Origin of the sequence: Provencibacterium massiliense, assembly GCF_900169495.1 — a bacterium.
In the GTDB taxonomy this organism is placed as follows: domain Bacteria; phylum Bacillota; class Clostridia; order Oscillospirales; family Ruminococcaceae; genus Harryflintia; species Harryflintia acetispora.
In genome coordinates this window covers 118,488-142,541 of the sequence record NZ_FWCH01000009.1, presented here as the reverse complement: position 1 = coordinate 142,541, position 24,054 = coordinate 118,488, and the positions used below count along the sequence as shown (strand labels likewise).

The window sequence follows — 24,054 nt, the reverse complement described above, 5'->3', positions numbered from 1 at the left end:
CAAAGGGGACAGGCCCCGGGAAAGGAATGGTCATCAACATGGAACTTGGGAATACGCTATCCCGGCTGCGCCGGGCGCAGGGCCTCTCGCAGGAGCAGGTGGCCGAACGGATCGGGGTCTCCCGCCAGGCGGTATCGAAGTGGGAGGCGGACCGCTCGCGCCCCGAGCTCGACAAGCTCGCCGCGCTGGCTTCCCTCTACGGCGTCACCCTCGACGAGCTGGCCGGGCGGGAACCATCATCCTGCATGGAGCAGGGGAGTGCGGCGCAGAGCCCGCCGTCCGCCTGCTTGGGATATGGATGTGGCCGGTACGAATATAAGAGCCGGCGCCGCCTCTTCGGGTTGCCGTTGGTGCACATCAACCTCGGGCGCGGGCTGCATGTCGCCAAGGGGATCGTGGCGATCGGCAACGTCGCCTGCGGGGGGATTGCCCTCGGGGGGCTCGGTATCGGAATAATCAGCATTGGCGGCTGCGCGCTGGGGTTGCTTGCCTTCGGCGGCCTCGCGCTCGGGGGCTTGGCACTGGGTGGGCTCGCCGTTGGGGCGGTCGCCCTCGGGGGCTGCGCCGTCGGGCTTCTTGCCATGGGTGGCCTGGCGGTGGGGCAGGTGGCGGCCGGCGGGCGGGCCGTCGCCTCCCACCTTGCGGTCGGCGGCTATGCCAGCGCCCCCGTCGCCGTCGGCGAGGTCGCGCGCGGCGCGTATACCGCCCAGCCCGGCGAGCTTTCCTATGCCGAGGCGCTCAGACTCTTCACCGAGGCCGCGCCCCGGCACCTCGGCTTCGCGGCCAAGGCGCTGGCCGGCCTGATCGCCAAATAAAAGGCATACGGATCAAGACAGCTTGCGGGCAGCAGATGGAATCTGCTGCCCGCAAACTTTTTATTGCTTCGCTTACGCTTTGCGATTTTTTACTTCTTTAAGACCTTCTCGATCTGTCCGACGTACATCCGGTGGTAGTCGCCGTTATAGTTCTTCTCGATGGTGGGATCGAGGAAGCACTTGGGGTCGATGTCCTGCTTGTAGATCTTTTTGCAGACGATTACCAGCTCGGCCTGCTCGAAATAGGGCACATCGCCCTCGTGGGCGAGCGTGAAGCCGCACTGCGCGGCCTTATCAATCTCCCGCCCCGACTTGGAGCCGCACAGCGCCAGGTGGCTGTGCTCACTCTCGGGAAAGAAAGCGAGTGAAAAGCCGTCGTATTTCTCAATGAACTGATAGGTGTACCGCTTCGGGCGCACAAAGACGAAGCAGACCTCGCGGTTCCACAGCTCGCCCGCGCCGCCCCAGCTGACCGTCATGGTGTTATACTCCTGCCGGTCCCCTGCGGTGAGCAGCGCCCAACGGTCGTCCAGCAGATGGATGAGGTTCTCCCCGATCTCCTTGGGAGAAATCGCCTGAAATGCCATAAAAAAGCTCCTTTCCGATTGCGCCTTAGTCCCACCTATGTATATTCGCGCGCTCCGCTTATGATTACACGTTGAAGCGGAAGAGCACGATGTCCCCGTCCTGCATGACGTAGTCCTTGCCCTCCAGGCGAAGCAGCCCCTTCTCCTTGGCGGCGGCCATGGTGCCGCAGGCCATCAGATCGTCGAAGGAGATCACCTCGGCGCGGATAAAGCCCTTTTCAAAGTCGGAATGGATCTTCCCCGCCGCCTGGGGCGCCTTGGTGCCCTTCTTGATGGTCCAGGCGCGCACCTCCGGCTTGCCCGCGGTGAGGTAGGAGATCAGTCCGAGCAGGCTGTAGCTGGCCCGGATCAGCCGGTCCAGGCTCGACTCCTGGAGCCCGAGCTCCTGCAAAAAGAGCATCTTGTCCTCGGGCGACATGTCCACCAGCTCCTCCTCGAGCTTGGCGCAGATCGGCATGACCTGGGCGCCCTCGTCCTGCGCGAGCGCACAGACCTCCTGATAAAAGGGATTCCCGTCGAGCCCGCCGCCAAAATCCTGTTCGCTGAGGTTGGCCGCGTAGATCACCGGCTTTGCCGAAAGCAGCGGGAGGCCTGAGAGGATCGCGCGCTCCTCGTCGCTCTCGCAGACGAAGCCCCGCGCGCTGTTGCCCTCCTCGAGGAAGGTTTTGAGCCTTCCCAGCAGCTCGACCTCCTGCAGGAATTTCTTGTCCCCCTTGGCGGCCTTGGCGCTCCTGTCGATCCGCCGTTCGAGGATGTCGATGTCCGAGAAAATCAGCTCGAGGTTGATCGTCTCGATGTCCCGCTTCGGGCCGATCGAGCCGTCCACATGCACGATCTCGCCATCCTCGAAGCAGCGCACCACATGGATGATCGCGTCCACCTCGCGGATGTTCGATAAAAACTTGTTGCCCAGGCCCTCGCCCTTCGAGGCGCCCTTGACCAGTCCCGCGATGTCCACCAGCTCGATGGTCGCGGGGGTAAATTTTTCCGGCTCGTACATCTCGGCGAGCTTATCCAGCCGCTTGTCCGGCACGCTGACCATCCCGACGTTCGGCTCGATGGTGCAGAACGGGTAATTGGCGCTCCCCGCGCCGGCGTTGGTGATGGCGTTAAATAAGGTGGACTTGCCGACGTTCGGCAGCCCGACTACTCCCAGCTTCATATGAAACGTCCTTTCCGCGCCTCCCCAAACACGGGAGGTCCTGCTTTAAAGATATATTTTCCCCTCGGGGATGACTTCCTTGCGGTTCTTGCTCGGGCGCAGGGCAAGGGACAGCACAAAGGTGACAGGCCCCACCCGGCCGATGAACATCGTGAGGCTCAGGGCGATCTTGGAGGGGATGCTCGCGATCCCCGTCACCCCGGCCGAAAGCCCCACCGTGGCGAAGGCCGACACCGACTCGAAGAGCGCGTCTATACTGCTCACCCCGGTGCCGCGCAGGTGGGAAGTGAAGAGGATGACCGCGAAGGCGACCACCACCGCCATAAAGCTCAGCGCCATCACGGCGATCGCCTTGAAGACCACCGTTTTGGATACCCGGCGGTGCAGGACCATCGGGTCGTCCTTGTCCCGGATGACCGCGATCACCGTCATGATGATCACCGCCAGGGTGGTCACCTTGATGCCGCCCGCCGTCGAGCCCGGCGCCGCGCCGATAAACATCAAAAGGCAGGCGCCCAGCTTGGTGATGTCCTCCATCCCCGCAATGTCGATCGAGTTGAAGCCCGCCGTACGAGTGGTGACCGACTGGAAGAGGGCGGCCGAGAGCCGGTTGCCGAACTCCATGTCCCCCAGCGTGCGCGGGTTGTTCCACTCCAAAAGCAGGAAGAGGAAAAAGCCGGCAATGATCAGCCCGGCGGTCATGCCGAGCACCACCTTGGTGTGCAGCTTGAGATGCCGGGTGCGCCGGTACTCCAGCAGGTCGCGCCAGACCACGAAGCCGAGGCCTCCGATTATGATCAGCGCCATGATGGTGAACATCACGGTGAAGTTGCCGTTGTAGTGGCTAAGCGAAGCGAAGGTCCCCTCCCGCCCCAGGATGTCGAACCCGGCGTTGCAGAAGGCCGAGACCGCGAGGAAGACCGAGATCCAGACCCCCTCCCGCCCATAGCGCGGGATAAAGGTGGCACAGAGCATCAGCGCGCCGATCGCCTCGACGATCAGCGCGACGGCGACCACCGTCTGGATGAGCTTTTGCAGCCCCTCGAAGGTGTCGGCGTTGATGGCGTCGCTCGCCACCTGCATGCCGCGCAGCCCCAGCTTCTTGCCCACCAGGATGTTGAAAAAGGTGGTGAAGGTCAGCAGCCCGAGCCCCCCGATCTGGATCAGGCAGAGGATGATCCCCTGCCCGATGGGGGAAAAATATTGATAGGTGTCGTAGACCACCAGCCCGGTCACACAGGTGGCGCTGGTGGCGGTGAAGAGGGCATCCCAAAAGGGGGTATAGGCTCCGGTCCTGCTGGAAAAGGGCAGGATGAGCAGCAGGGTGCCCGCGAGGATGATCCCCGAAAAGCTGAATATGATGACCCGCGGCGAAAGGGCCATAATGCTCTTGCGCCGCTGCGCCTTGTCCTTCATGTCGTTTCCTTACCCTCTTTTATTCTGGGCTTTGCCCAAAAAGGAGCTCACCTTGCGGATGAGCATCTTGTCGTTGTTGAAGGTGACCTCCCGCTGCGCGCGCTCGAGGTCCAGCCAGCACACCTCGCTGACCTCGCTCTCCTGCCGCTGCAGGGTTCCGCCGCACTGGGTGGCGAGAAAATAGACCACCTGCTTTTTTACGTCGGGCGAGGGGCAGTACTCCACGCTCTCCCGAAATCCATCCACCAGCTGGATGTCCAGCCCGGTCTCTTCCTTGACCTCCCGCAGGGCGGTCTCGTTTTCGTGCTCCCCCGGCTCGACGTGGCCCTTCGGGAAGGACCAGTGCCCGGAGAAGCGGTGCTTTATCAGCAGGAGCTGGGTAGCGCCCTGCAAGTTGCGGTACACGATGGCGCCGCATGATTTTTCCTGTTTCATCTTCGCTTGCCCCTTTTAGCAGCCTTCATTCGTTTTCGGTCCGCCCCTTGGCGCGCGGACCGCCATAATATAGAATCATACCATGTTTTGGATAAGATTAAAAGAGCTTTTTACGCTTTGTCTATTAGGATACCCGCTTTTATGCGGCACTTTCCGGGCGCGGCGGGGCAACATGCTTTATTCATAGACTGCATATGAAATATTTACAAGTTATCCGGTTGTAATTTCCCGGGGATCGTATTATAATGAGGAATATGGAAAAGCTACTGGTGTGTGCGCGGGCCTTCTGTCCGCGCGGCCTGTAACGATGTGGAGGTGTATGGACCCATGAAAAAGAGCACGTTTATTTCGATCCTGGCGCTGCTGGTCGCTGCCGTCGGCGCGGTCGTTGCGTTCCTGGCTTATTTTGGCAAGAAGAAATGCGTCCTGTGCGACGATTTTGATGATTTTGAAGACGACCTGATGGCGGAGGAGCCCAACGACGTGGACTACTATGCCGCCGAGATGGAGTCGGTCGACCCGGACGAGGCGGGCGCGGCCGGGGAACCCGAGGAGCCCGGTGAGGCGCAGGAGCCCCAGCCGGACGACGAGGAAGAGGAATAACGGATAAAAGAACCCCCGGCGCTTTGGGGCGCCGGGGGTTTATTTTGTCTAATGCAGGGTGTCGACACGATTGATGACATAATTGCGCGGCGTGAGGGCCGGCCCCGCCCTGAGGGCGGCGTAGTTGGCCGGGGACATCGGCGTCCCCGTCACCGCCTCGCAGGTGTCGAAGGTCTGCCCGATGACGTTGGTGCCGGGATCGAGCAGCAGGGTGTAGTCCCGCCCGGTGTTCTGCTGGTCGATTGCATGGATCAGGACCTGCTGGTTTGGCGCGGCGCCGATCTGCCAGGCATTGTCCAGGAAGATCCAGTGGCGGTCGGCGCCGAAGGAAACCCCGAACACCATTGCGCGGGCGCGCCGGTTAAAGACCTGCTGGGCGCTGAGGGTGCTTTGCCAGGAGGCGAGCTGCAGCCCTGCGCCGATGCCCTGCGCCTGGAGCGCGTTCAACACGGTCGCCATGTTGCCGCCCATGCGGGCGTTGCGCCCGGCGCAAAAGTTCTGCCTGATGAAGGCGTCGATCGCGGCGGTATTCGGAAAGGCGGCGGCAAAACCCACCGGGGGAGGCACCAACCGGTGGAGCGCGTTAAAGGTGGCGTAGGCGTAGCAGCAGATGCTGATTCCGGGATTGGCCCGCTCGCGGGCCCGCCGTGCAGGCGGTCCGGCGTCGCGGCCGTTGGGTTGGGTAACGAACAGTGGCCGGGGCATCCCGCTTCCCCCTTTCAGGAGTATTTATTCGGCGGATTCGGGCGGGCCCGCATACAGCTTGATCCCGTTGCAGAGCTGCTCGGCCAGGCGCGCCACCGCCTCGGGCTGCTCTCCCGCCTTGAAGGTCATTTCCAGGCGCACCCCCTGTCCGCCGTTCTTCTTTGCGGGCGCGCCCATGCGCACCTGGAAGGAGGCGCGCTCCAGCTTGAAATTTTCGTTGTTCGCGATCGGAACGTCTGTGGATTTGGTGTTCACCTCGTCGACCCCCACCGTCATGGAAACCTTCATTTTGTCCAGCGCCAGGGCGGAGTGGTTCATCAGCGTGAAGAGCGGAAGTTCCATCCTGGAGCCGTCGGGGAGCTCCACCGGATAGACCAGCGGCCTCCCATTCTCGAAATACTGGTCCAGCTGGGCGACGTATTGCCGGTCCACGATCTCGGAGGCCGAGTTGACGCAGTACTGGATCCCCCTCACAATGTCCGCCAGGGTGGTTTCGAGCGTCCCGCCCTTCCCTTTGAGGGGCGATTTTTTCCATTTTTCAAACATCTTGTCTGCACGTTCCTTTCCTGTATGCCGGTTTGATCATCTTGTTCTGCCCGGTCGGCGATCAGCTCTGGCCGCCGCCACCGCCGCCTGAGGACGGATCCTGGAGCAGGTTGTCGGAGAGGGCGGGCTTGGTCTGGCTGGGGTTGGCGACCGTGGCGGTGACCGCGTCGATCAGGCGCATAAAGGATTCGGGCGGGCCCTGCCTGCGGGCGCAGACATTGAAGGAGTATTTCGCGCGGGTGTCGGTGGTGCGGGTCTGCTCCGACTTGTGGCTGACGCTGGCGCTGAAGTTCACCTTGGGGCCGAAGAAGAAGCCGATCTTACCGTCGGAGCTCGAGCCGGCCGTGGTTTCGCTCTTCTCGGCCTCGGCGGTGTTCACCTCGAGATCGAAGCTGACGTTGACCTCCTCCATGGCGAAGTTGGGCAGCCCGGTCAAGGCGAGGAAGGGCGCCTGGATGTAACGGTCCGCATCGCTGACCTGCCCCTGGTTGTCCTTGACCTGCTCTTTATACTGGAAGGTGACCATCCGCACATTGCCGTTGGAATCCAGGCCGACCTCGTTGACGTATTCGGCCAGGCCCTTGGAGATGCTCTTTTGCGCTTCAACGGCGGCAAGGACAGGCGCTGCGACCATCGTCCCGATCGGAAGGCTGTTGATGATGGACCCGATTGCTTCATGTCCCATACTCTCTCGCTCCTTTTTGATGGATTTGTTCCATGTATATGCGACTTGTCCTTTTTAAATGACGGAGAATACGACATTAGAATGCAAATAGAAAAGCTGCGGGCCGCCGGTAAAACCGGCGGCCCGCAGGCGATATTTCGGATCAGACCCTGTGGATCAGGTCGATGTAGTCGGGGATGGGATAGGACTCCTTGTCCGAGATGGATTCGAACCGGTCGCAGTGGCGGCGCAGCTCCTCCATCGCCGGGATCAGCTCTTGGCGGATGAAGGCTCCCTCCTCCATCGGGTCGCCGATGGAGGAGAGCTTCCGGTAGCGCTCCTCCACCGCATGAAGCGCGGCGGCGATCTGGTCGGCTTCCCCCGCGGCGTCCTCCAGGTGGGCCCTGGCGCTGGGCAGGGGAACCCCCGCCTCCTGGACGCTCCGATAGGCCGAGGCGACCGCGCCCACGTACCGCACGGCGGCGGGATAGAGCTGGCGGGAGACCATGGTGATCATGGTGGCCGCCTCGATCGAGAGGACCTTGTTGTAATTTTCCAACATGATCTCCTGCCGCGCGCGGCACTCGGCCTCGCAGAAGACGTGGAAGCGCTCGAACAGCTCCACGTTCTTTTTGCGGGTGAAGGCGGGGAAGGCGGCCTGCGAGCTGCTCATGTTTTCCAGTCCCCGCCGCTCGGCCTCGACGATCCACTCGGGGGAGTAGTTGTTGCCGTTAAAGATGATCCGCCCGTGGTCGTGCATGGTGTCCCGCACGATGGCGGCGATTTCCAGCTCGACGTCGTCGGCCATCGACAGCCGGGTGTTGAAGCAGTGGAGCGAATCGGCCAGGATGGTGTTGAGCACCGTGTTGGCCATGGCGATCGACTGGGAGGAGCCGACCATCCGGAACTCGAACTTGTTGCCGGTGAAGGCGAAGGGGGAGGTGCGGTTGCGGTCGCTGTCATCTTTTTCAAAGGTGGGCAGCGCCGAGACCCCGGTGCTCATCGAGCCGAGGCGGTAGCCGTTGCCGGCCGTTTCGGCGGCGATGTTCTCCAATATCTCGGTCAGCGCCGAGCCTAAAAACATCGAGATGATGGCCGGCGGCGCCTCGCAGGCGCCCAGGCGGTGGTCGTTCCCCGCGCAGGCGGCCGACAGGCGCAGCAGGTCGGCGTATTTATCCACCGCCCGGATGAAGGCGGCCAGAAACAGCAGGAAGGTCAGGTTGTGCTGCGGGTCCTTCCCCGGCGAAAGGAGGTTCCTGCCGTCGTCGGTCGAGAGGGAATAGTTGTCGTGCTTTCCCGAGCCGTTGACCCCGGCGAAGGGCTTTTCATGCAGCAGGCAGGCGAGGCCGTGCTTCTTGGCGACGATGCGCGTCAGCTCCATCGCCAGCTGGTTGTGGTCACAGGTGATGTTCGCCGTGTCGTAGACGCAGGCGAACTCGTGCTGGGCGGGCGCGGCCTCGTTGTGGCGGGTCTTGCTCACGATCCCGTAGCTCCACAGCTCCCGGTCCAGCTCCCGCATGAAGGCCGCCACCCGCAGGCGGATCCGCCCGCAGTAGTGGTCGTCGAGCTCCTGGCCCTTGGGGGCCCTGGCCCCCAGCAGGGTGCGCCCGCAGAGCTTTAAGTCGAGGCGGCGCTCATACTTCTCGCGGTCGATGAGGAAGTATTCCTGCTCGCACCCGACGGTGGGGATAACCGCGTTTGAGGTCGTGTTTCCCAGCAGGCGCAGGGTGCGCAGGGCGGTGGCGGAGAGCGCCTCCATCGAGCGCAGCAGGGGGGTCTTTTGATCCAGCGCCTCGCCGGTATAGGAGCAGAAGGCGGTCGGGATATAGAGCGTCCCGTCCTTGACGAAGGCGGGCGAGGTCGGGTCCCAGGTGGTGTAGCCCCGCGCCTCGAAGGTGGCGCGCAGCCCGCCCGAGGGGAAGGAGGAGGCGTCCGGCTCGCCCTTGATCAGCGCGGTGGCTGAAAACTCCTCGATGACCTCCATGTCCCCGCTCGGCGAGAGGAAGGCGTCCTGCTTGCCCGCAGTGATCCCGGTCATCGGCTGGAACCAGTGGGTATAGTGGGTGGCGCCCTGCTCGATCGCCCATTCCATCATGGCCCGGGCGACCTCCTTGGCCACATGGGGGTCGAGCTCCAGCCCCTGCTGGCGGGTCTTTTTGAGGCTTTCGTAGATGTCCGCCGGCAGCCGCTGGCGCTGTACCTTGTCGCTGAAAACCCTGCGTCCGAAAATCTTTTTACTCTCCAATCGGGGCTCCCCTTTCCAGTTGTGAGTCGTTTCTTACAGCAGATGAATCCCTCTCGCCTCGCACGCCTCGATCATCCCGTCCGGCCAGACCGAGGCCTGCACCTCGCCGATGTGTGCCTTGTACAGCAGCAGCATACAGATGCGCGACTGGCCGATCCCGCCGCCCATGGTCAGCGGCAGCCTGTCCTGCAGCAGCATGCGGTGGAAGGGCAGGCTGCGCCGCTCGTCGCACCCGGCGGCGGTCAGCTGCCGGCTCAGCGCCGCGGCGTCCACCCGGATCCCCATCGAGGAGAGCTCGAGGGCGTGCCCGAGCAGGGGATACCACACCAGGATGTCGCCGTTTAGAAGCCAGTCGTCGTAGTCGGGCGCTCGCCCGTCGTGCGCAAGCCCGGAGCGCAGCGGCCCGCCGATCTGGGAGATGAACACCGCGCCGAACTCCTTGGCGGCGGCGTCCTCCCGCTCCTTCGGCGTGAGGGCGGGATAGCGGTCCTCAAGTTCCTGCGAGGTGAGGAAGGTGATCTCCTCGGGCAGGAAGGGGGTCAGGGGTGAAAAGCGGGAGACGAGCAGCCGCTCGGTGGTGCGCAGCGCGATCATGACCGATTTTGCCGCCGAATAGAGGGTGGCAAGGGTGCGGTCGGCGGCGGTGATGACCTTCTCCCAGTCCCACTGGTCGACGTAGACCGAGTGGATGTTGTCCAGCTCCTCGTCCCGCCGGATCGCGTTCATGTCGGTGTACAGCCCGGTCCCGGGCTTGAAGCCGTAGCGCTTTAGAGCCAGGCGCTTCCACTTGGCCAGGGAATGCACGATCTGCACGTCCGAATGGATGTCCAGCACGTCGAACTGCACCGGGCGTTCGACCCCGTTGAGGTCGTCGTTGAGCCCGGTCTCGGGCCGCACGAAGAGCGGGGCCGAAACCCGCATGAGCCCGAGCTCGCGCGCGAGCTCCCGCTCGAAGGTGTCCTTGGCGAGCTTGATGGCGATCTCGGTCTCCAGCACGTCCAGGCGCGGAATGTATTGCTCAGGGAATTCTAAGGACATAATGGTTCCTCCCGTCGTTTGGGATAAGATTCGATAAAGATCATTTTAACACATTTTCATTCCCAGTGAAACCCGTGGCCGGCTATTTTCTTCCCCAGGGGCAGACGGCGAGGCACCGCGCGCAGGTGTGCCGCCCGAAAACCGAAGCCACACGGTCGAGATAGGCGTTGCACCTCTCCCGGTCCAGCCGCACGTCCACCGGGTCCTCCTCCCGGAAGGCCACGCCCTTGAGCGCCCGGGGCGGGCAGATATCCCGGCAGCGGGTACAGCTGCCGCAGCGGTTTTCAATGGGCTTCCCGGGCGGGAGGGGCGCGTCGGTGAGCACGGTGGTCAGGCGCAGCCGCGGCCCCGCCTGCGGAGTGATCAGCGAGCAGTTCTTGCCCACCCATCCCAGCCCCGCCAAGACGGCGGCCAGCCGGTGGCTGAACATCCCGACGCGCTCGGTGTGAAAGGGTTCGGGGCTTTCCCCGGCGGCTAGGCGCTCGTGCAGCCCCTTCGCCTCCCCGGCCAGCCGGTAGTCCGAGGTCGGCACCGGATAGGCCCGGCAGCCCTTTGTTTGCAGCAGGTTGGACACCGCCAGCCCGATGGTATCCAGCTGCCGGTTGATCGCCGCATAGAAATAGCTGTAGCTGCGCGTCGGGCCGTCAAGCTGCTCGAGCACCACCTCGCGGGGGAAGAACACCGCCAGCGACACGGCCCGGGGATACGCCGCCCACTTTTCGCCGTAGGTTTCGGCGATGAAGTCTTTTCGCGCGCCCAGGTCGGCCACCCCGCAGAGGTTGGCCCCAAGGCTTTGGGCCAGGGCGGACACCTCGTCTTTTAGCTCTGTTTTTGACACGGGGACCCCTTCTTTCGATCGGATGGTTTTAACATAGTACCATGGCAGAGAAATGTCAAGATAAGAAACGGGTATTTCCCGCCGGGGCGGAAAATACCCGTTGTATGTTTTGCTTATACCTCGGCCGGGAAGAGCTGGTTGGCGACGGCGCCGAGCACGACCGCCAGGAAGAGGCCGGAAATCTGGAAGCCGCCGATCGAAACTCCGGCGGAGAGGCCGAGCCCGACGACCAGGATCAGCGCCACAATGATCAGGTTGCGCGAGTGGCTGAAATCGAGATTGGATTCGGCCAAGGTACGGATGCCGATCGAGGCGATCATACCGAACAGGAGGATGGACACGCCGCCCATCACCGGCACCGGAATGGTCTGCAGCGTGGCGCCGAACTTGCCGAACAGTCCGAGCAGAATGGCGAATCCCGCCGCCAGCTCCAGCACGAAGGGGTTATAGACCTTGGTGACCGCGAGCACGCCGGTATTCTCGCCATAGGTGGTGTTGGCCGGGCCCCCGAGCAGTCCGGCGGCGATGGTCGCCAGGCCGTCGCCGAGCACGGTGCGGTGGAGCCCCGGGTCCTTGAGGAAGTTTTTGCCGACCACCGCGCCGTTGGTGGTGATGTCGCCGACATGCTCCATGAAGGTGACCAGCGCGATGGGGGCGAGGGTGAGGATGGCGGAGAGGTCAAACTTTGGCAGGGTGAAGAACTCGCCGATCTTCCAGAACGGGCTGATCAGGTCGGCCTCCAGGATGGGGGAGAAGGAGACGAGGGCCACTTCCGGGTGCGCGATCAGGTCATAGCCGATCGCGGCGGCGTAGCCCACGACGATTCCGAGCAGGATGGGGACGAGCTTGAAGTAGCCCTTGGCGAAGATGCTCACCACGATGACGGTGGCCAGGGTGATGATGGCGACGATCCAGTTCTGCGAGGCGTTGCCCAGGGCGTTCGGGGCGAGGGTAAGGCCGATGACGACGATGACCGGCCCGGTGACGACCGGCGGAAAGAGCTTTAAAATCCGGTCGGGCCCGAGGAGCCTGACCAGGATGGAGAGGACGACATAGACGAGCCCGGCGCAGATAATGCCGCCCTGCACGATGGGGATACGGGCGGGATCGCCCTGCATAACGATCTGGACGCCGGCGATGAAGGCGAAGGAGGAGCCGACGAAGACGGGCACCTGACCCTTGGTGCACAGGTGGAAGATGATGGTGCCGATACCGGCGGTAATCAAGGCGACGGCGGGATTGAGGCCGGTGATGGCCGGAACGAGGACGGTTGCACCGAACATGGCGAACAGGTGCTGCACGCCCAGCAGAAGGTTTTTGCTGTTAAATTTGACTTCTCTCAATTTGACTTCCCTCTCTCTCTTGTTTTGCCGCAAAAAAGCCCGCTGTCCAAAGTGAGGACGCGGGCACGGTAACGCACGCAAAAAACGCCGGAACCGGCTTTGCCTTATGACCTCACAGGGCACACTTTTAAAGGCGGAAAATTTGCATTTTTGTCATTATAGCACATTGTGGGGGAAATGAACAGACTAAATTTTTTGAGATACGATCAATTGTTGGTATATTTTTCTTTTGAGTTATTTATACTGGTTAGGTTAGGGGAGTTGCTTGCAATGCAGGGTTCCAAGGGGGCGACGCCCCCTTGGCTGGGAGATTGAGGGCGAGGAGCCCTCAAAAAGACGAAAAGACGCGGGGAGGGGAGTCAAACCTTCCAGTGGAAGGTTTGACGGGGAACCCCCAAGAGGGGGTTCCCCAGACAAAACTTAACAAACGGTGGGGTAACAAAATGGATGTCTTGGAGCGATTGAGAGAATTAATGGATCAGCGTGGGATGTCAGAATATAAGTTGTCCCAGCTATCCGGAGTTTCTAACAGTACGCTGAATTCATTGTTTCGGAAAAACAATCTGCCGACCATGCCCACGCTGGAAAAACTTTGCGAGGGCCTGGGAATCACTATGGTGGAGTTTATGTCCGATGGCAAAGAGGCCTATGGACTTTCGGACGAGGAGCTTCGGCTTTTTGAAAAGTGGTCTACCCTAACGCCCCAACAGAAGGAGGTTTTAATGCAGTTGGTGGAGGTCATGGAATGAGCGGCCGGAGTGCAAGCGGTTCCCGGCTACAGAAAAAGGGGCACCCCCTCTTGGGGGTTCCCCACTGTCCCAAGCTCTGCTTGGGACATGGCCACTGGAAGCTCGGCCTCCCCTCCCCGCGCTTAGAAGTCTTACAGGACGCGGGCTGAGCGTTACCGCACACACGCTGGTTCTTTCGCGAATCGGGAGCGGCGGCTCGCCGCCCCCGCGCCTTTTATGTCTTTATGAGGGCTCCTCGCCCTCAAACTCCCCGCCAAAGGGTCTTTAACCCTTTGGAATCCCACTTCTTTACGCAACAGAAAAACGCGGTGGATTATTCCACCGCGTTTTTTATCCGTTCTTCGCCGCGCTCATATTTACAGCGCGGGCTGAGCACTGCCGCCCTGCACACTAGTCCTTTCGCGAATCGGGTGCAGCAGCCTGCTGCTCAAAGGTCACCGTCTCCAGCTTCTCGTTGACCATCTTCGATATTTCCGCAAACGCCGCATTGAACCGGCAGGGCCCCTCGCCCGGATGCGAGCAGACAAAATCCGGCGACACGCAGCGCGAAAGCGTGTAGGGCCCTTCTACCGTCTCGATCACCGCCCGCAGCGTGATCTCGGACGGGTCCTTTGCAATCTCATATCCGCCCTGCGTGCCCTTATAGGACTTCACAATCCCCGCCGCCACCAGCTTGCGCAGAATCTTCAGCGCAAACCGCAGGGTTACCCCCGTCTGCTCCGAAATCGACTTCGCGTCGGTGCGCTTCCCGGCGTGGGATAGGCAATATACAATGCGTATGGCGTAATCCGCTTCCAGCGTGATGTGCATAATAGACCTCCGTGGGCTTCGATGAGATCTATTATAGAATAATATACTAATTTTGTCAACTAATCGAGATAATCCTTGAGCTTCTTGCTGCGGGACGGGTGACGCAGCTTGCGCAGCGCCTTGGCCTCGATCTGGCGGATTCGTTCGCGGGTGACGTCGAACTCCTTTCCAACTTCTTCCAGAGTGCGGCTACGCCCGTCCTCCAGCCCGAAGCGCAGGCGCAAAACCTTCTCCTCGCGCGGGGTCAGGGTGGAGAGCACGTCGGAAAGCTGCTCCTTGAGAAGGATGTGGCTGGCCGCGTCCGAGGGGGCGGGGGCGTCGTCATCCGGGATGAAGTCCCCGAGATGGCTGTCCTCCTCCTCGCCGATGGGGGTTTCCAGCGAGACCGGCTCCTGCGCGACACGCATGATCTCGCGCACCTTTTCCACCGGCATCTCCAGCACCTCGCTGATTTCCTCGGCGCTCGGGTCGTGCCCGTTTTTGTGCAGCAGCTGGCTGGATACCTTCTTGACCTTGTTAATCGTCTCGACCATGTGCACCGGGATGCGGATGGTGCGCGCCTGGTCGGCGATGGCCCTGGTGATCGCTTGGCGGATCCACCAGGTTGCGTAGGTCGAGAACTTGAACCCCTTGGTGTGGTCGAACTTCTCCACCGCCTTGATCAGCCCGAGGTTCCCCTCCTGGATCAGGTCCAAAAACTGCATGCCCCGCCCGACATACCGCTTGGCAATGCTCACCACCAAGCGCAGGTTGGCTTCGCTCAGGCGCTTGCGCGCATAGGGGTCGCCCGCCGCCATGCGGGTGGCCAGGTCGATTTCCTCCTCCGGGGTGAGCAGCGGCACCCGGCCGATCTCCTTGAGATAGACCTTGACCGGGTCGTCGATATTGATCCCCTCAGCCGACAGGGAGCTTTCCAAATCCTCGTTGGTGGCCATCGGGGCCTTGAAGTCCTCCTCGAGCGGGGAGGCCATGTCCTCCACGATGTCGATATGGTAGCTCTCCAGGGTGTCGTAGAGCTTATCTACCTGCTCGACGTCGAAGTCGAGCTCCTCGAGCACGTCGTTGAGCTCCTTGGTGGTGACCCGGCCCTTCTCCTTGCCCTTGTCGATCAGTTCCTTGATAACCTGTTTCTTGTCTGCCAAATTCATTTCCCCCTATTTCTTTCTCGCCGCGATGGTGCGCAGGTACTCCCCGAGCTCCCGCTCATCCATCGCCGCGACCTCACTGCTGGATTTCTCATTCTTCTTTTGCAGGATCGTCTTTATATAATCATCCGCTTCACTTAAGGGATGTTTTTCACTGACCTGGGATGCGAACAGCCCGGAGACGAAGGCCATGTCCTCGATGTCGAGCACCGAGGAGAGCGAGATCATCTCGATGGACTGGTTCTGTTGCAGCCGCTCGCTGATTTTTTCAAAGATTTCCCGGTTATAGTCGGTCACAAAATCCCCGGGACTGATTTTGGCGGCTATGTATTCGTAGTAGTCGGGGTTTTTGAGCAGCAGCGCGATCAGGCGCTCCTCGGCCAGGGCGTAGCGCAGGTTGCGCTCGCGCTGCGGGTTGCTCTTGCCCATCGCCCCCGCGCCGACGTACATTTTAAGGTCCCGCTGCTGTTTCTTGCGTTCGCTGCCCACCTTGCGCTTGACGTTGGTGCCGATGAGCTGGAGCACCGCCTCGGGAGAGACGGCGAGCTCGCCGCTGACCTTCTTGACGTAGACGTCCCGCTCCACCGGGTTGCGGATCCCCGCCATCAGCTTGGAGAATTCGTTTAGGAAGTTGACCTTCCCGTCCGCGGTCTCCACGTCGTACTTGGCGCGCAGCTTGGAGATCTCGAATTCAATGGCGTTGTTGCAATTTTCCAGCAGCAGCTTGAAGCGGGTAGCGCCGAACTTTTTGATGTATTCGTCCGGGTCCTTGGCGCCCTCCATCTTGAGCACCCGGATTTTCACCCCCACGTCGGCAAAGAGGTTGATCGCGCGGCGGGTGGCGTTCTGCCCGGCGCCGTCCGAGTCGTAGGCGATGGTGACTTCGTTGCAGTATTTGGCTATCAGCTGGGTCTGCTCAGCCGTGAGCGACGTGCCCAGGGTGGCCACCGCGTTGTCGAACCCCGCCTGGTGCAGGGCGATCACGTCCATATACCCTTCGGCGAGGACCAGCCCATCAAGTTTGGAAGACTTTGCCCGGTTTAAGGCGAAGAGGTTGCGGCTTTTCTTAAAGACCGGGGTGTCGGGGGAGTTGAGGTATTTGGGCCCGCCCTCGCCGATCACCCGGCCGCCGAAGCCGATCACGTTCCCCCGCAGGTCGATGATGGGGAACATCGCCCGCCCACGGAAGAGGTCGTAGCAGCCCTTGCCGCTCTTCCCCTGCGCGGCGACCCGCGCCTCGAGCAGCTCGCGCTCGGTAAAGCCCTGGCCCTTGAGGTGGTCGCACAGCGAGCTCCAGCCTTCAAGGGAGTAGCCGAGCCCGAAGCGCTTGATGGTGTCGTCGGAAAGGCCCCGCTCCCGGAAGTAGCGCAGTCCCGTGGCGCCCGCCGGGGTGGTCAGGTTGTGATGGAAGAAGCGCGCGGCCTGGCGGTTGAGCTCGAGAATGCGCATTTTGAGCCGGGCGGCCTCGTCGTTCTGCGTGTCGTCGGGCATCTGCAGCCCCGCGCGCTGCGCGAGCAGCCGGATCGCCTCGACGTATTCGAGGTTTTCGATCCGCCGGATAAAGCTGACCACATCCCCGCCCGCCCCGCAGCCGAAGCAGTAGAAGGACTGGGTGTCGGGGTAGACGGTGAAGGAAGGGGTTTTCTCGTTGTGGAACGGGCAGAGCCCGACCGAGATTTTGCCCCGCTTGCTCAGATGGACATAGGAGGAGACGATCTGTTCGATGTCGCTGTAAAACTTGAGTTCCTGTATAAACGACTCCGGGATCAAACCGGCATTCCTCCTTCCTTTGCGCCCGATTTTCGGGTCCTTCTAAAATTAGTATAGCTGCTTTTGGCGGCTTTAGACATCAAAATTTTTTTCGGTGCCCGCCTTCGCGGGATTCTCGGATTTTATGCGTTTTTTCACGCTGTACGCTCCGGCTTCGCAGCGCCGTTTCGACAGGGGGAGCTTTACGCTCGGGCTTTTGGGGAACCCCCTCTTGGTGGTTCCCCCTCGAGCCTCCACTGGAGGCTCGATTCACCCTCCCCGCGCTTCGCTGGCGCTAAAGACCGTGGGGCGCTGCCCCACGCCCCGCCCAAGGAGCCTTAGCCCCTTGGGAATCCCGCAATTCAGGACGCGGGCTGAGCACTGCCGCTTTACAAACTAGCTCTTTCGCGTATCGGGAGCGACAGCCTGCCGCCGCGGGCTGAGCATGGCCGAGACCGCAAAAGTCTTTTCGCGTATCGGGGGTGGCAGCCTGCCACCGCGAATCGGGAGCGACAGCCTGCCGCTAGAGGCTCCAGGACTTGGGGATGAAGAGGCTTTGGAAGGTGCTCACCGCATAGCGGTCGCTCATGCCGGAGATGTAGTCGCTCGCCGCGCGATGCGCGCCCTCCTCTTCCAAAATGCCGTGGTACTCGCCGGGCAGCTTGTCCGGATGGGCGACGAAATAGGAAAAGAGGGATTTGACGACCTCCTTGGCCTTGCCCTCCTCGCCCTTGGCGGCAGGATTGGTGTAGACCGCCTCGAACATGAACTTGTGCAGCTTGTCGAAGGCACCCTGGATATCCTCGCTCATGCGGATGTCGTCCGAGGAATTCTCCACCAGCGAGACGACCATGGCGGTGATCCGCTGCGACTTGGTGCGCCCCAATATGTACTGCAAATCCCAGGGGATGTCGCTGATCCCCAGCACCCCGGCGCGGATGGCGTCGTCGATGTCGTGGTTCATATAGGCGATCTTGTCTGCGTAGCGCACCACCCGTCCCTCCAAAGTCTGCGCGCGCTGCCCGGAGGAGTGGCAGCGCACCCCGTCGAGCACCTCGGCGCAGAGGTTGAGGCCGCGCCCGTCGTTTTCCAGGCGCTCGAGCACCCGCACGCTCTGCTGCGCGTGGACGAAGCCGTGCTCGCAGACCTCGCGCAGCGCGTACTCCCCGGCGTGCCCGAAGGGGGTGTGCCCCAGGTCGTGCCCGAGGGCCATCGCCTCGGTCAGGTCCTCGTTGAGGCGCAGGCTGCGCGCGATGGTGCGCGCAATCTGGGAAACCTCGAGCGTGTGGGTCAGCCGGGTGCGGTAGTGGTCTCCCTCGGGGGAGAGGAACACCTGGGTTTTGTGCATGAGGCGCCGGAAGGACTTGCAGTGCAAAATCCGGTCCCGGTCCCGCTGGAAGTCGGTGCGCATGGGGCAGGGCTCCTCGGGTCGCTGGCGGCCCGCACTGTCCAGACAGCACTTGGCGTAAGGGCTCAGGCGTTCGCGCTCCTCGCGCTCGCTCTTTTCCCGGATGGTCATGTTCACTCCCCCTTTTTCTGTAAAATAATAGATTGTAACTAGTAATACTTCTTTTTTGGCGCAATCCCTTCCGGAAAAATAAAATTTCGGTGGATTCTACAAAAATTGCCCCGGCCGTCCCCCGCCTTTCATAAGTTTGCGGGCAGCAGATCCGGTCTGCTGCCCGCAAGCATCTCTTTATTTGGCGAATTCACACGAAGGGCGTCAGCGGATTTTGGAGACCACCTCGGGCAGCTCGACCGTGTTGGTCATGATATAATCCGCCCCGGCGCTGATCAGCTGGTCCGCGCTGAAGGCGGTGGTCACGCCGACCACGATCGCCCCGGCGGCCCGCCCGGCCTGCACGCCGGCCACGGTGTTCTCGACCACCACGCACTTGCCGATCGCCGCGCCCACCTTGCGCGCGGCGGTGATGTAGATTTCCGGATGCGGCTTCTTGTTGACGATGTCGTTGCCGCTGATTACGGCGTCGAAGACCTCGCGGTCGATCCCCATGCACTCCAGGTCGATCGACACCTTGCGCCCATCCCCGTCCGAGCAGACCGCCAGGCGGTAGCCGCGCTCATTGAGCTTATAGATCATGTCCACCACCCCGTCGTACACCGTGATGTACTTGCGGCAGTCGCGGTCGTAGAACTCATAGGCCATCCGCTTCATGTCCACGCTGTAAGGCTTGCCGTACTTTTCGGCCACCCCGCCGATCAGCCGGTCCTCGCCCATCCCGACGAAGTCGCCGAAATCCGCGGGCGTCGCCTCGATCCCGTGCAGGCGCAGCGCCATGATGGCCGCTTCGCGGATGGCGCGCTCGTCGTCGAGCAGCACCCCGTCGAGCCCGAGCAGCACCGCCTCGACGCTCTCGCTCTTCTGGCCGCCCCCGGACGAGGGCAGGAGCGCCAGCACCAGCAGCACCGCATAGGCGACGAAGGCCAGCAGGTAGACGACGACGTTCTGCCAGCGGCCCATCAGCTCGGGGCTCGCCAGCAGGTTTTCACCCATCACCCACCAGGTGTTGAGGATCTGGAAGGCCACCGCGATGTAATAGATCACGGTGAGCACAATCACAAGGACCGACAGCAGCGTTTCGTCCTGGCGGATCAGGCCACGGATGCGGAAGACCAGCACCGCGATGGAAAGCAGCAGGCTCAGCGCCAGCAGACAAACTGACAGGATATACATGATGTTTGCTCCCCCTCATTTTCCGCTAATAGCGGATGTTAAGCACCCCAGATGTTTTTCCCGGCAACCATTAGCCGCGGTGCCGGTGCGCCCGGCGGTACCGCTTGCGGTAGCGGTTGCGCAGTACCATGAGCGTGATATAAAGCGCGATGATGAGGATCACCAGGATCACCGCGAACTTGACCCAGAAGGATTTGAAGAGTCCTTTGATGTAGTCGAGGATATAGAGCGTCTGGCTGCGCGAGATGTCCGCCTCGGCCAGCAGGTCCACCGTGCCGAGCACCTCGGTGGCCAGCACGATGTCCACCGTGCCGATCTTGTCTCCCCGCTTGACCGGCGCGTCCACCGTTTCGGGGATGTGGGGCTGGAGCACCACGCCCGAGGCGTACTCGCTGGGAACCAGGGCCGAAAAGTCCTCCGAGGCGAGCAGGGCGACGTGGTCGGCGTCCTTGGACAGGCGCACCTTGACTTCGCCCGCGCTCTTGCCCTTTTCGAGGAGCATCTTGCTCTCGAAGCCGTTGAAGGCCCATTCGTAGATATTGATCGCATCCTGGAAGACGGTGTTCTGCGCGAGCGGCACCGGGCTGCCGTCCTCGCCGGTGGAGGAGCTGTCGTAGATCGGCGCGCCCAGCAGCACCAGAATGTAGGTGTAGCCATTTTTGGAGGCCATCGACACATAGTTGCGCCCCACCTCGTCCAGCGTACCGGTCTTGATCCCGCGGATGGGCTCGTAGTAGTACTCGCTGCTTTTGATCATCGGCAGGATGGTGGTGATCATGTTGTACCCTTCCGAATGGATGTTGGTCGGACCGATGTCCTTGACCGGGGTGGAGGCAATCTCCATGAACCCGTCCACGTCGACGGCGTACTTGGTGATCAAAAACAGGTCGTAGGCGGTGGTGTAGTTGTTCTCGTCATACAGCCCGTGGGGGTTGGCGAAATTGGTGTTGACCGCCCCGAGCTCCTTGGCCTTGTCGTTCATCATCTGGATGAAGGCGTCGATGTCCCCGTCCCCGATCCGGTCGGCGATGGCCAGGGCCGAGAAGCAGTCGGACTGGAGCATCAGCGCATAGAGCGCCTTGCGCATGGTCATGGTCTCTCCCACCCGCACATCGGCCTGGGAGACCCCCGGCTCGAGCATATTGAAGATGTAGGACGGGTAGGTGAATTCCTCGTCCAGATCGTCCGTGTTCTCCAGCGCCAGCACCGCGGTCATGATCTTGGCGGTGGAGGCGGGCTGCAGCTTCATCTGCTCGTTTTTTTGGTAGATCACCGTGCCGGTATCGGTGTTGTAGAGGTACACCGCCTGCGAATTGGTTTTGAAGTCCTTGTTCTCGTCCGGCATGTAGGCCGCCGAGGCGAGCGAGGACAGGCACAGGCTCAAAGAGAGGAGAAGACAGAGGGAAAAAGCAAGTTTACGCATATGGACAAACTCCTGTGGATGTTATAGTATAGTAATAAGGCTTCCTGTAAAGAACGATAGCCCCGGGCTGTAGGGAGGAGGGGGGCGTTTTGTGTATAGGGAATCTTTGATTCCCTTTGGAACCAGTGGTTCCCTACCACATTTGAGCGAGTTTACGAGCGGAATCCCCGCCTTGGGCGGGGCTCAGCTTTTCAAAAAACTTTTTTGAAAAGCTGAGTATAGTAATAACGTTCCCCGCTCCCGCGGCCTTAGCCGCCGGGAGCCGCAAAAAATTAGGATGGCCGCCGCGGCCGGGTATATGCGCCGACGGCCGGGCAGAACTTTGCACCAGATACTAATTATTATAGTCGAAATTTGATTTTTGTACAGTGCCGGGGGCGTTTTTTGGTGCATACGGCGCAAAATTTTACAGTTTATTCACCCATCAAGACCGAATGATAAGGGAGGAAATCAAGCATGGCGCAGGAAAACTGGGGGTTTGACACCCGGATGATCCACGCGGGGCAGGCCCCCGATACCGACACCCACTCGGCGGCGGCCCCCATCTACCAGACCACCGCCTATACCTTCAACGATTCGCAGCACGCGAAGGCCCTCTTCGAGCTCAAGGAGGCGGGGAACATCTATTCCCGGCTCGGCAACCCCACCGTCGACCTGCTCGAGCGGCGGGTGGCCGACCTGGACGGCGGGATCGGAGCCCTGGCGGTCTCCTCGGGGCATGCCGCCATCTTCCAGACCATCTTAAACCTCGCCGAAGAGGGGGACGAGATCGTCTCCTCGATCTGCATCTACGGCGGGGCGATCAATATGCTGGACACCACCCTGCGCCGCCTGGGGATCAAGGTCACCTTCGTCGACCCGGACGACCTCGGCGCCTGGGAGGCGGCCATCAATGAGCGCACCCGCCTGCTCTTCGTCGAGGGGGTGGGCAACCCCAACTGCAACGTGGCCGACATCCCGAAGATCGCCGCCATCGCCCATAAGCACGGCGTCGTCCTGGCGGTGGATTCGACCTTCACCACCCCCTACCTGCAGCGGCCCATCGACCTTGGGGCGGACCTGGTGATCCACTCGGCCACCAAGTTTTTGGGCGGGCACGGCACCTCGATGGCCGGGGTGGTGGTGGACAGCGGGAAGTTCCGTTTTTACGGCAACGAGCGCTACCCGCTCTATAACCAGCCCGACCCGAGCTACCACGGGGTAGTCTTCGGCAAGGACTGCGGCGAGGGCGCCTTCATCTCCCGTCTGCGCGCGCTGGTTTTGCGGGATGTGGGCGCGTGCTTAAGCCCGTTCAACGCTTTCCTGATTTTGCAGGGGATCGAGACGCTCTCCCTGCGCATGCGCCGCCATTGCGACAACGCGCTGGCCGTCGCAAAATTTTTGCAGGGCCATCCCAAGGTGCCCTTCGTCAATTACCCCTCGCTCGAGGGGGATAAGTATCACGCGTTGCAGCAGGAGCTGCTGCCCAAGGGGGCGGGCGGCGTCTTCACCTTCGGCCTGTCGGGCGAGCGGGACAGCGGTATGCGCTTCATCGACAGCCTGAAGCTTTGGATGCATGTGGCCAACGTCGGGGACGCCCGCTCGCTGGTGATCCATCCGGCCACCACCACCCACTCGCAGCTGAGCGACGAACAGCTGAAGGCTGCCGGGATTTCGGCCCAGACGGTCCGCCTCTCGGTGGGGCTCGAGGAGCCGCAGGACCTGATCGACGATCTGGACGGGGCCATCCGCCAGGCGGTGCGCTAGCGCGAGAAGGAGGAAAACGCCATGCTTTACGCGACCGGGGACCTGCACGGCGATCTCGGGCGGTTCAAAAGCAGGGAGCTGCGGCGGCTGCGCAAGGGGGACACCCTCTTCGTCTGCGGGGACTTCGGCTTTGTGTGGGACGGCTCGAAGCGCGAGCAGCGCATCCTGCGCCGGCTCGGGCGAAAGCGGTATAACATCTGCTTTGTCGAGGGGACCCATGACAACCTCGAGCTGCTCGCGCAGTATCCGCAGGTCGATTTTTGCGGCGGGAAGGCGAAGAGCATCAGCGGCCGGCTCTACTACCTGCCGCGGGGCGAGGTGTACACCATCGAGGGCAAGCGGGTGTTCACCTTCGGCGGCGGGGAGAGCCCGGACGTGGACATGCGCATCCCCGGCGTCTCCTGGTGGGAAAGCGAGCTGCCGGATGAGCGGGAGCTCGCCCATGCCAGGCAAAGCCTCGCGCGCTGCCAAAACGAGGTGGACTTCATTGTCACCCACGACTGCGCGAGCCGGATGCGCGGCTTCATCGACATGGAGACCGACCGGCAGAACCTGCTGCATGTCTTCCTGCAGGAGGTCTCGGACACCTGCCGCTTTAGGCTCTGGGTGTTCGGCTGCTATCATCTGGACCGGCGGATTCCCCCGCGGCACGCGGCGCTCTATAAAAGTGTGCTGCCGCTCGAATAAAAAAGCGCCCGCCGGGGAACCGGCGGGCGCTTTGCCGTTTGTTCACATCTTGGGGATCGGGACCTCATAGACGCCGCGCTTGTGGAATTCGTACCACTCCAGAATCTTCTCCCGGGGCGCTGCCTCCAGCGCCAGCAGGACCTCGCGGGCGAACTCCAGAGAGGCCGTCCCGTTGGCCGTGATGACGTTTCGTCCGCGCACGGCCGGCTCCATGACATAGTTTTCCCGGTTGGTGTAGGCGTCCCCCGCCCAGGCCTCGAGGTCGCAAAGCTCGTTGCTCGTGTGGCAAACGTCGTTCAAAATGCCCAGCGTACCCAGGAAGCCCGAGGCGTCGCAGATGCCGCCCAGGAGTCTGCGCTCACTGAGGCAGCGCTCCACCAGCGGCCCGACCTGCCGGGCGGCTTCCTGCCGCCAGGACAGGCCCCCGACCAGGATCAAAGCCTCGTAATCCGCCGGGAGGGAATGGATATCGTAATCAGGAAACACCCGGAAGCCGCCGATCGACTCGACCGGATCGCGGGTCAGCGAGACCGTCTTAACCGCATAGCGGCCCTGCCCCAGCATGCGCAGCGCGGAGGAAAGATAGGCGGCTTCCCAGTCCGCCCATTGGTCCAAGAGAACAAAAAGAATGGTTTTCATAAAATGATATCCTT

General features: G+C 61.9%; 23 protein-coding genes. 5 read left to right on the top strand and 18 right to left on the bottom strand.

Translation table 11 applies throughout. The features are described from left to right. The first annotated feature begins 38 nt into the window (after positions 1 to 38). Positions 39 to 815, top strand: coding sequence for a helix-turn-helix transcriptional regulator (locus B5477_RS02190; RefSeq protein WP_079698248.1), 777 nt, complete (start codon positions 39 to 41; stop codon positions 813 to 815). Positions 816 to 904: 89 nt separating this feature from the next. Here the strand turns inward: B5477_RS02190 and B5477_RS02185 are convergent, their stop codons facing one another. From B5477_RS02185 to B5477_RS02170, 4 genes are all read right to left on the bottom strand, one after another. After that, a complete protein-coding gene (locus B5477_RS02185; protein ID WP_079698182.1) occupies positions 905 to 1,402 on the bottom strand; it encodes a flavin reductase in 498 nt (165 codons plus the stop codon). A gap of 64 nt (positions 1,403 to 1,466) precedes the next feature. Then, complete coding sequence (gene ychF, locus B5477_RS02180) at positions 1,467 to 2,564, bottom strand: redox-regulated ATPase YchF (RefSeq protein WP_079698181.1); 1,098 nt, start codon at positions 2,562 to 2,564, stop codon at positions 1,467 to 1,469. A 45-nt stretch (positions 2,565 to 2,609) separates the two neighbouring features. Continuing rightward, a complete protein-coding gene (locus tag B5477_RS02175; RefSeq protein WP_079698180.1) occupies positions 2,610 to 3,980 on the bottom strand; it encodes a TrkH family potassium uptake protein in 1,371 nt (456 codons plus the stop codon). A 9-nt stretch (positions 3,981 to 3,989) separates the two neighbouring features. After that, positions 3,990 to 4,415, bottom strand: a complete 426-nt coding sequence (locus tag B5477_RS02170; protein WP_079698179.1) for a bis(5'-nucleosyl)-tetraphosphatase — start codon at positions 4,413 to 4,415, stop codon at positions 3,990 to 3,992. 327 nt (positions 4,416 to 4,742) lie between these two features. Between B5477_RS02170 and B5477_RS02165 the strand changes: the two genes are divergently transcribed. Further along, complete coding sequence (locus tag B5477_RS02165; protein WP_079698178.1) at positions 4,743 to 5,018, top strand: hypothetical protein; 276 nt, start codon at positions 4,743 to 4,745, stop codon at positions 5,016 to 5,018. A 48-nt stretch (positions 5,019 to 5,066) separates the two neighbouring features. Here the strand turns inward: B5477_RS02165 and B5477_RS02160 are convergent, their stop codons facing one another. The 7 genes from B5477_RS02160 to B5477_RS02130 all read right to left on the bottom strand — a co-directional run bounded on the left by B5477_RS02160 (position 5,067) and on the right by B5477_RS02130 (position 12,397). Continuing rightward, entirely contained in the window at positions 5,067 to 5,588 is a 522-nt protein-coding gene (locus B5477_RS02160) for a hypothetical protein (RefSeq protein ID WP_143533525.1), read from the bottom strand. A 159-nt stretch (positions 5,589 to 5,747) separates the two neighbouring features. After that, complete coding sequence (locus tag B5477_RS02155) at positions 5,748 to 6,269, bottom strand: DUF2589 domain-containing protein (RefSeq protein ID WP_079698176.1); 522 nt, start codon at positions 6,267 to 6,269, stop codon at positions 5,748 to 5,750. A 61-nt stretch (positions 6,270 to 6,330) separates the two neighbouring features. Continuing rightward, positions 6,331 to 6,954 carry a DUF2589 domain-containing protein gene (locus tag B5477_RS02150; protein ID WP_079698175.1) on the bottom strand — a complete coding sequence of 208 codons (624 nt, stop codon included), beginning with the start codon at positions 6,952 to 6,954 and terminating at the stop codon, positions 6,331 to 6,333. A gap of 142 nt (positions 6,955 to 7,096) precedes the next feature. Beyond that, complete coding sequence (locus tag B5477_RS02145) at positions 7,097 to 9,178, bottom strand: glutamine synthetase III family protein (protein WP_079698174.1); 2,082 nt, start codon at positions 9,176 to 9,178, stop codon at positions 7,097 to 7,099. Between the two features lie 33 nt (positions 9,179 to 9,211). Then, positions 9,212 to 10,216, bottom strand: a complete 1,005-nt coding sequence (gene asnA, locus B5477_RS02140) for an aspartate--ammonia ligase (protein ID WP_132083730.1) — start codon at positions 10,214 to 10,216, stop codon at positions 9,212 to 9,214. 82 nt (positions 10,217 to 10,298) lie between these two features. After that, positions 10,299 to 11,054 carry a 4Fe-4S double cluster binding domain-containing protein gene (locus tag B5477_RS02135; RefSeq protein WP_079698172.1) on the bottom strand — a complete coding sequence of 252 codons (756 nt, stop codon included), beginning with the start codon at positions 11,052 to 11,054 and terminating at the stop codon, positions 10,299 to 10,301. Positions 11,055 to 11,167: 113 nt separating this feature from the next. Next, positions 11,168 to 12,397 (bottom strand): uracil-xanthine permease family protein, encoded by a 1,230-nt coding sequence (locus tag B5477_RS02130; protein ID WP_278335616.1) that lies wholly within the window; start codon positions 12,395 to 12,397, stop codon positions 11,168 to 11,170. Between the two features lie 443 nt (positions 12,398 to 12,840). Between B5477_RS02130 and B5477_RS02125 the strand changes: the two genes are divergently transcribed. Next, positions 12,841 to 13,146 (top strand): helix-turn-helix domain-containing protein, encoded by a 306-nt coding sequence (locus tag B5477_RS02125; protein ID WP_143533524.1) that lies wholly within the window; start codon positions 12,841 to 12,843, stop codon positions 13,144 to 13,146. 390 nt (positions 13,147 to 13,536) lie between these two features. Here B5477_RS02125 and B5477_RS02120 read toward each other — a convergent pair whose 3' ends face one another. From B5477_RS02120 to B5477_RS02095, 6 genes are all read right to left on the bottom strand, one after another. Beyond that, positions 13,537 to 13,956 carry an RrF2 family transcriptional regulator gene (locus B5477_RS02120; protein WP_079698170.1) on the bottom strand — a complete coding sequence of 140 codons (420 nt, stop codon included), beginning with the start codon at positions 13,954 to 13,956 and terminating at the stop codon, positions 13,537 to 13,539. A gap of 59 nt (positions 13,957 to 14,015) precedes the next feature. Beyond that, positions 14,016 to 15,104 carry an RNA polymerase sigma factor RpoD gene (gene rpoD / locus B5477_RS02115; protein ID WP_079698169.1) on the bottom strand — a complete coding sequence of 363 codons (1,089 nt, stop codon included), beginning with the start codon at positions 15,102 to 15,104 and terminating at the stop codon, positions 14,016 to 14,018. Between the two features lie 6 nt (positions 15,105 to 15,110). Further along, positions 15,111 to 16,871: a DNA primase gene (dnaG, locus tag B5477_RS02110; protein ID WP_159448895.1), complete on the bottom strand. Its 1,761-nt coding sequence runs from the start codon at positions 16,869 to 16,871 to the stop codon at positions 15,111 to 15,113. Between the two features lie 502 nt (positions 16,872 to 17,373). Then, positions 17,374 to 18,369 carry a deoxyguanosinetriphosphate triphosphohydrolase gene (locus tag B5477_RS02105; protein WP_079698167.1) on the bottom strand — a complete coding sequence of 332 codons (996 nt, stop codon included), beginning with the start codon at positions 18,367 to 18,369 and terminating at the stop codon, positions 17,374 to 17,376. Between the two features lie 204 nt (positions 18,370 to 18,573). After that, positions 18,574 to 19,545, bottom strand: coding sequence for an HAD family hydrolase (locus tag B5477_RS02100; RefSeq protein WP_079698166.1), 972 nt, complete (start codon positions 19,543 to 19,545; stop codon positions 18,574 to 18,576). A gap of 70 nt (positions 19,546 to 19,615) precedes the next feature. After that, positions 19,616 to 20,968 carry a D-alanyl-D-alanine carboxypeptidase family protein gene (locus B5477_RS02095; protein WP_079698165.1) on the bottom strand — a complete coding sequence of 451 codons (1,353 nt, stop codon included), beginning with the start codon at positions 20,966 to 20,968 and terminating at the stop codon, positions 19,616 to 19,618. Positions 20,969 to 21,424: 456 nt separating this feature from the next. Between B5477_RS02095 and B5477_RS02090 the strand changes: the two genes are divergently transcribed. Next, a complete protein-coding gene (locus B5477_RS02090; protein ID WP_079698164.1) occupies positions 21,425 to 22,714 on the top strand; it encodes an O-acetylhomoserine aminocarboxypropyltransferase/cysteine synthase family protein in 1,290 nt (429 codons plus the stop codon). A 21-nt stretch (positions 22,715 to 22,735) separates the two neighbouring features. Continuing rightward, positions 22,736 to 23,401, top strand: a complete 666-nt coding sequence (locus tag B5477_RS02085; protein ID WP_079698163.1) for a metallophosphoesterase — start codon at positions 22,736 to 22,738, stop codon at positions 23,399 to 23,401. A gap of 42 nt (positions 23,402 to 23,443) precedes the next feature. Here the strand turns inward: B5477_RS02085 and B5477_RS02080 are convergent, their stop codons facing one another. Further along, entirely contained in the window at positions 23,444 to 24,040 is a 597-nt protein-coding gene (locus tag B5477_RS02080) for a DJ-1/PfpI family protein (RefSeq protein ID WP_079698162.1), read from the bottom strand. Positions 24,041 to 24,054 lie beyond the last annotated feature (14 nt).

What these genes read in the sequence shown, in the direction of transcription:
- B5477_RS02190 (WP_079698248.1), top strand. Translation starts at nt 39, where the DNA reads ATGGAACTTGGGAATACGCTATCCCGGCTGCGCCGGGCGCAGGGCCTC.
- B5477_RS02185 (WP_079698182.1), bottom strand. Translation starts at nt 1,402, where the DNA reads ATGGCATTTCAGGCGATTTCTCCCAAGGAGATCGGGGAGAACCTCATC.
- ychF (WP_079698181.1), bottom strand. Translation starts at nt 2,564, where the DNA reads ATGAAGCTGGGAGTAGTCGGGCTGCCGAACGTCGGCAAGTCCACCTTA.
- B5477_RS02175 (WP_079698180.1), bottom strand. Translation starts at nt 3,980, where the DNA reads ATGAAGGACAAGGCGCAGCGGCGCAAGAGCATTATGGCCCTTTCGCCG.
- B5477_RS02170 (WP_079698179.1), bottom strand. Translation starts at nt 4,415, where the DNA reads ATGAAACAGGAAAAATCATGCGGCGCCATCGTGTACCGCAACTTGCAG.
- B5477_RS02165 (WP_079698178.1), top strand. Translation starts at nt 4,743, where the DNA reads ATGAAAAAGAGCACGTTTATTTCGATCCTGGCGCTGCTGGTCGCTGCC.
- B5477_RS02155 (WP_079698176.1), bottom strand. Translation starts at nt 6,269, where the DNA reads ATGTTTGAAAAATGGAAAAAATCGCCCCTCAAAGGGAAGGGCGGGACG.
- B5477_RS02150 (WP_079698175.1), bottom strand. Translation starts at nt 6,954, where the DNA reads ATGGGACATGAAGCAATCGGGTCCATCATCAACAGCCTTCCGATCGGG.
- asnA (WP_132083730.1), bottom strand. Translation starts at nt 10,216, where the DNA reads ATGTCCTTAGAATTCCCTGAGCAATACATTCCGCGCCTGGACGTGCTG.
- B5477_RS02125 (WP_143533524.1), top strand. Translation starts at nt 12,841, where the DNA reads ATGGATGTCTTGGAGCGATTGAGAGAATTAATGGATCAGCGTGGGATG.
- B5477_RS02120 (WP_079698170.1), bottom strand. Translation starts at nt 13,956, where the DNA reads ATGCACATCACGCTGGAAGCGGATTACGCCATACGCATTGTATATTGC.
- rpoD (WP_079698169.1), bottom strand. Translation starts at nt 15,104, where the DNA reads ATGAATTTGGCAGACAAGAAACAGGTTATCAAGGAACTGATCGACAAG.
- B5477_RS02105 (WP_079698167.1), bottom strand. Translation starts at nt 18,369, where the DNA reads ATGACCATCCGGGAAAAGAGCGAGCGCGAGGAGCGCGAACGCCTGAGC.
- B5477_RS02100 (WP_079698166.1), bottom strand. Translation starts at nt 19,545, where the DNA reads ATGTATATCCTGTCAGTTTGTCTGCTGGCGCTGAGCCTGCTGCTTTCC.
- B5477_RS02095 (WP_079698165.1), bottom strand. Translation starts at nt 20,968, where the DNA reads ATGCGTAAACTTGCTTTTTCCCTCTGTCTTCTCCTCTCTTTGAGCCTG.
- B5477_RS02090 (WP_079698164.1), top strand. Translation starts at nt 21,425, where the DNA reads ATGGCGCAGGAAAACTGGGGGTTTGACACCCGGATGATCCACGCGGGG.
- B5477_RS02085 (WP_079698163.1), top strand. Translation starts at nt 22,736, where the DNA reads ATGCTTTACGCGACCGGGGACCTGCACGGCGATCTCGGGCGGTTCAAA.
- B5477_RS02080 (WP_079698162.1), bottom strand. Translation starts at nt 24,040, where the DNA reads ATGAAAACCATTCTTTTTGTTCTCTTGGACCAATGGGCGGACTGGGAA.